The organism is Xenorhabdus siamensis, from assembly GCF_037996745.1.
GTDB lineage: Bacteria > Pseudomonadota > Gammaproteobacteria > Enterobacterales > Enterobacteriaceae > Xenorhabdus > Xenorhabdus indica.
The window spans coordinates 161786-167900 of sequence record NZ_JBBMXE010000001.1; the positions used below are offsets into that span (position 1 = coordinate 161786).

Below are 6115 nucleotides of genomic sequence, written 5' to 3' on the forward strand. Positions count from 1 at the left end.
TTTATTCCTGAACAAATCGCTTGAGGGCGCTCTCAAGCCGGGCAAAGCCTTCGTTGATATCCTGTTGTTCAATATTTAATGCCGGGGCAAAACGCAACACATCCGGCCCGGCAATCAGAGCAATTAGCCCTTCTTCCGCCGCGATATTGGTCAGAGTCTTCGCCTTGCCCTGATATTTTTTCTCCAGCTCTGCCCCTAGCAGTAACCCCTTGCCACGGATTTCACTGAACAGCGGGTAACGTTGGTTCAAAGCGGACATCTGACGGATAAATTCATGGTGGCGCGCCTGCACACCAGCCAGAAATTCCTGCTGATTGACTATACTCAATACCTTATGAGCAATTGCGGCTGCCAACGGGTTACCACCGAATGTTGTACCGTGTGAACCCGGTTGGAAAACCTCCGCAATATGCTGTTTAACCAGCATGGCCCCGATAGGGAAACCACCTCCTAGCCCTTTCGCACTGGTTAATATATCTGGTTCAATACCTACTTCTTCGTAGGCATACAGATAGCCCGTGCGGCCAATTCCTGTCTGTATTTCGTCAAAAATCAGCAGAGCCTGATGTTGATCACACAACTCCCTTAAAGCCTTCAGGAATGTCAGATCAGCAGGGATAATTCCCCCTTCACCAATAATGGGTTCAACAATAACCGCACAGGTTTTTTCAGAAATATGTGCTTTGATCGTTTCAATATCGTTATAAGGGAGATGGGTAATTTGTTGTGGAAGCGGGGCAAAATCTTGTGAGTATTTGGGTTGTCCCCCAACTGTCACTGTAAATAATGTTCTGCCGTGGAAAGAGTTTTCAAATGAGATAATTTCATTTTTATGGCTGCCATATTTATCTAAGGCATATTTTCTGGCAATTTTCAGCGCTGCCTCATTCGCTTCAGCACCAGAGTTACAGAAAAAAACCTTATCAGCAAAGGTAGTTTCAACCAGCTCTTTTGCCAGCCTTAGGACAGGTTCATTTGTATAACCATTACCGATATGCCAGAGATTTTCCATTTGGGCACTTAACGTTTCTTTTAATTCATTATTGGCATGTCCCAATACGTTAACAGCAATACCTCCAGCAAAATCAATGTATTCTTTTCCATCCTGATCCCACACTCTGGAACCTTCAGCTCTGACCGGAATAAAGGGTGCTGGTGAGAAACAAGGAACCATATACTGATCAAACCAACTTCTCTGAATCGTTTTCGACATTTGTTTTACCTCGAAAAAATGAACAAGAAAGGCGATAATGAATTCATATTTAATAGAATATTTCTTCAAATTAATAGATAAAATCTTATTTTCTATTAATTATTTCTATTGATTTCCAATTAAATTCATTCGATCAATATTCCATTTAATCTTCAAATTAATTTTCCAATGCCTTTCATTGCCTCTTTTGGTTAACAATTAATCGAATCATTACCCTGATCTTTAACAAAGTCAACACAATAAAATCACAATAAATTTACTTTATGATGTTTTTCACAATTTATAAAAATGGTTTTTTCTTCAATTTATGCAATACTTATGCATAAAAACTAAATAAAAAGAGGTATAGAATTAAGAGCTGACGAAAAATTCGCTTTTTTTGCTCGATAATTATTCAATTATTAAGGTGATATTTTTTGAACAGATATATCAAAAAATATTTGCAAATACAAATTCTTAATATAATCAAAAAACATTAGATTAAAATCATATGGTTAGATGATATTTCTATAGAGGAATGCTAGCGTCATTCAGAGAAACTGGCCTGATAATCCCCCAGAAGTTGATTACCGTTGCTTCCGGAGGATCATTTAATTGTAGTCATACAGTTAATTGAAACTTATTCAGTAAATATTGATACGCCTTCCTTAACTGAATTTTTATTAATGATTCCATCTTTAATAATGGAAGTAGCTTCAATGATATCTGAGTGAGAGCAATGTTCAATTAATTTAATCATTAAAGGATGAGTAACCCAGGCAGAAATATTATTATCCGGCATCTTGGCTACTAACTGATTTATCAATACCCCAATTTCTCCTTTGTAACTTTGATCAGTTTTTCCTGCTTTAAATAGAATAATTTTTGTATGTGTTAATTTACCACTTAAGTCGCAATTAATAATTTTATTTTCAAAAGGAATAGCTTCCAATACTTTATTTATATAAGTATCCTCAGCCCCCATTTGCTGTAGTTTTTTTGTCAAATTCTTAATAAAATATGACATATCCATTTGATTTTTTACTCTTTTCAACTCATCGGTATTTATTATTGTATCTAACAAAAATAACTCGATATCTTTTGCTCCATTCTGTTCAAGTTGAAATGCAATTTCCATCGCTAATTGTCCTCCTAATGACCATCCTAATATCCTGATAGGCTTATCAATAGAAGTTTCAGTTAAAATCAATTCTAAATAGACTTGAGCTATTTTTTCTAGTGAACTAATGTGATATTCCGTTAGCAAATTATAATTATTGATACCTATACAGTGATAGACATCAGATAATTCATTAGCCAGAGAAGCATATACCTCACTACCGCAATTAGCTGCATGAACCATAAACAATTTATCTGTCGCTGTTGATTTTGGTGTTAATTGATGAAGCAGTTCACATTGAGAATGCCCATCCTCCAACCATCCTGCTAGCAAAGACACAGATCGGTAGCTAAACAATATATGCAATGGGATCTCAATCTCCATTTCACGGCAGGGAGTTACCGCCGATACGGAAGAAGTTATCCTCTATGCCAACCTGTTCCAGCCCCAATACCTCTTGCCAAATGGCACAGAGTTGGGTTTCCAGTGCATTGCGGGGCGCCACATAACTGTCTCTATTTACCCAGACAGGCTCTGGTAAAGCCCGGCGGTCCAGTTTGCCGTTCAGCGTCAGCGGCACGGACTCAAGACGGGTAAAACTGGCCGGCACCATATATTCCGGCAAGCGGTCAGATAAGTATCTGAATAATTCATCGTCTGAAAGTTCGCTTTCCGCCACCCCATAGGCCACCAGTGCTTTATTACCTTCATGTTCGCGATCAATCACTACCGCCTGCTTGACTTGTGGGTGGGAAGCCAGGGCACTTTCAATTTCCCCCAGTTCTATGCGGTAGCCCCGGATTTTGACCTGAAAATCGTTGCGCCCCAGATAGTCCAGATTGCCATCCGATAACCAGCGCACCAAATCGCCGGTTTTATACAGCCGGGTATAACCCCGTGCCTTGTCTTCGTCCGTAGCAAACGGATTTGTCACAAACCGCCCGGCGGTCAGTTCAGGCCGGTTTAAATACCCCCGCGCCAGTCCGGCTCCGCCGATGTATAACTCTCCCGGTGCACCGATAGGTACAGGCTGACCGGCATCATTCAACACATAGGCATACATATCATCTAATGGCCGGCCAATATTGGATGCTGTTATCGCGTCGTCCTGAGTTAATTTCCGGTAGGTAACATGTACGGTTGTTTCAGTGATCCCATACATATTAATCAGGGCCGGAGAGTGATCGCCGTAACGGTTCCACCAGGGTTTTAATTGAACCGGGTTCAGTTTATCTCCGCCGAAAATCACATAGCGAAGATGGGGAAATTCAGCATCCCTGTTCAATGATGCTTCAATAAAGGCATAAAATGCCCCCGGCGTCTGATTTAACACGGTAACTTTCTGATCAGAACAGAGGCGGCTGAATCTGCCGAAATCCTTCGTGTACTCTGTTGTTGGAATAATCAGACGCCCGCCATACAACAATGCGCCCCATAATTCCCAGACACTGAAATCAAAGGTGTAAGCATGGTAAAGCACCCAGGTATCCTTTTGGTCAAACTGATATTCTCCCTGAGTGGCCGCAAATAAACGCACCACATTATGATGTGTCTGCAACACGCCTTTCGGTTGCCCGGTCGTGCCCGACGTATAGATGACGTAAGCCAGATCCGTCGCTGTATTCACAGGAGCCGGATTTTCTGCCGGCTGGTTTTCTGTCACGGCCTGATCATCCGCTGCTATCAACGCCGGCGGTTCAGCCCGTGTCTGGGTATATTCCCCCAGTGTTGCCAGATATTGTGTTTGGGTCACAACACAAGGTGATGCCGTATCTTGCAAAATAAACCGGATACGCTCAGGCGGATATTGCGGAGATATCGGGACATAAGCCCCGCCGGCTTTCAGCACTGAGCCACCAGCGTATCTGCCGGCATCGGGGTATGGCGCTGCTGCTGATACTGTGCCCGGATCACGGCCGCTAACTGATTGGCCCGTTCATTAAGCTGACGGTAGGTCAGGGTTTCTCCGGCAAATTCCAGTGCTGCATTATCCGGTGTGGCCGCCGCCTGAGCCTCAAATTGTTGTTGTAGGGTCTTCTCTGACGGGTAGGGCTTATCCGTCTGGTTCCAGCTATACAGCAAGGTATGACGCTCCTGCGCAGACAATACATCAATACGGTTTAAGGGTTGCTGTGGATCTGCCACAAATGCGGCGAGTACCTGCTGATAACTTGCCGCCATTCGGGCTATCGTCGTTTCATTAAACAGGCTGACGGCGTAATTGATCGCCCCTGTCAGACCAGATGTGTTCTCAGCAATAAACAGGCTCAGGTCAAACTTAGCCGGACTGTGCAAATTGTCATTCAGTTTTACCGGACTGAATGGCAACGTCATTCCATCAGGCAGGCCTTCACCAAAGTTTTGTAACCCGAACATGACCTGAAAAATAGGATGACGGGACGCATCCCGTTCAACCTCAAGAATATCAACCAACTGTTCAAACGGCATATCCTGATGGGATTTGGCCTGAGCAATCACATCATGAACATGTTCAATCAGACGTTCCACACTGCCGACCTGTTCCACCTGTGTCCGCAGAACCAGTGAATTAACAAACATGCCAATTAAGGGTTGAGTTTGCGCATAATGGCGGTTATCGGTCGGTGTCCCCAGTACGATATTGCTTTGCCCGGATAACCTCGCCAGCATGAGATAAAAACCGCTCAGTAAAACAGCAAACAAGGTAGTTTCCTGCTGTTTTGCCAATGCTTTCAGTTGACTGGTAAGTTCACTTCCTAACGTAAAGCCAAAATTTCGTCCCTGATAATCTACCTGCGCCGGACGGGGATGATCGGTTGGCAAAAGTAACGGCTCATACTCCGCCAGTACCTGCCGCCAGTATGCCCGTTGACGTTCGCCTACTTCGCCCTGCAAATATTCTCGCTGCCAGTGGGCGTAATCACCATAAGTGATGTCCAGCTCAGGCAGACGGCTGTCACGCTTTTCGAGCAGGGCATGGTAAGCCTCCACCAGTTCATGCATAAAGATATCTACCGACCAGCCATCCATGGCGATGTGATGCCACATGAACAAAACATAGTGGTTGTGACCGACCTGATAATGACGCAGGCGCAAACTCGGTTCTGTCATCAGATTAAATGATGTGCTCAATTCAGCCTGTACTGTATGCAGCAAGGCTTCAACACTCGTACAGTGGTGTGACTCAATAAGAAGAGTATCTTCCAGTGCCTGCTGATATCCGTATCCTTCATCGTCACTGCGATATACCGTTTTCAACACCTTATGACGCTCAACCACTCGGTTAATTGCACTTTCCAGCAGAGATAATTTGACTCCTTCATTCAGTTGCACCAGATAAGGAATATGGTAGGCATAAGTGCCTTGTTCAAACCGGCGATCTAACTTACCATTCAGAGTCAGCGGAATTGATTCCAGGCGGGTAAAACTGGCCGGCATCATATACTCCGGCAGACGGTCGGAAAGGTACTCAATCAGGGTGTCATTGGATACACTTCTTTCACTCACCAGGTAGGCCGCCAGAATTTTGTGACCTTCCTGCTCCCGGTCAATCACTACTGCCTGTTTGACTTGTGGATGTGCAGCCAGTGCGGCTTCAATTTCTCCTAATTCAATGCGGTAGCCCCGGATCTTGACCTGATGATCATGACGTCCCAGATACTCCAGCTTGCCATCCGGCCGCCAGCGCACCAAATCCCCGGTTTTATACAGCCGGGTATAACCCCGTGCCTTGTCTTCGTCCGTAGCAAACGGGTTGACCACAAAGCGCTCAGCCGTCAATTCAGGCTGATTTAAATACCCGCGTGCTATACCAGCACCACCAA

4 protein-coding genes are annotated in these 6115 nt (G+C 44.3%); all 4 read right to left on the reverse strand.

What is annotated here, in order from left to right:
• Position 1: 1 nt before the first annotated feature.
• Positions 2–1213, reverse strand: coding sequence for an aspartate aminotransferase family protein (locus AAC852_RS00870; protein ID WP_340619394.1), 1212 nt, complete (start codon positions 1211–1213; stop codon positions 2–4).
• A 619-nt stretch (positions 1214–1832) separates the two neighbouring features.
• Positions 1833–2651 carry a thioesterase domain-containing protein gene (locus AAC852_RS00875; RefSeq protein WP_340619395.1) on the reverse strand — a complete coding sequence of 273 codons (819 nt, stop codon included), beginning with the start codon at positions 2649–2651 and terminating at the stop codon, positions 1833–1835.
• A gap of 46 nt (positions 2652–2697) precedes the next feature.
• On the reverse strand, positions 2698–4161 hold the full coding sequence (locus AAC852_RS20130; protein WP_340619396.1) for a non-ribosomal peptide synthetase: 1464 nt from the start codon (positions 4159–4161) through the stop codon (positions 2698–2700).
• Positions 4155–6115 (reverse strand): condensation domain-containing protein (locus AAC852_RS20135; RefSeq protein WP_340619397.1); only part of this gene is annotated, 1961 nt, incomplete at its 5' end. The genes AAC852_RS20130 and AAC852_RS20135, both read right to left, overlap by 7 nt.

Excerpts from the sequence above, each read along its gene's own strand:
- AAC852_RS00870 (WP_340619394.1), bottom strand. The coding sequence starts at position 1,213 with ATGTCGAAAACGATTCAGAGAAGTTGGTTTGATCAGTATATGGTTCCT.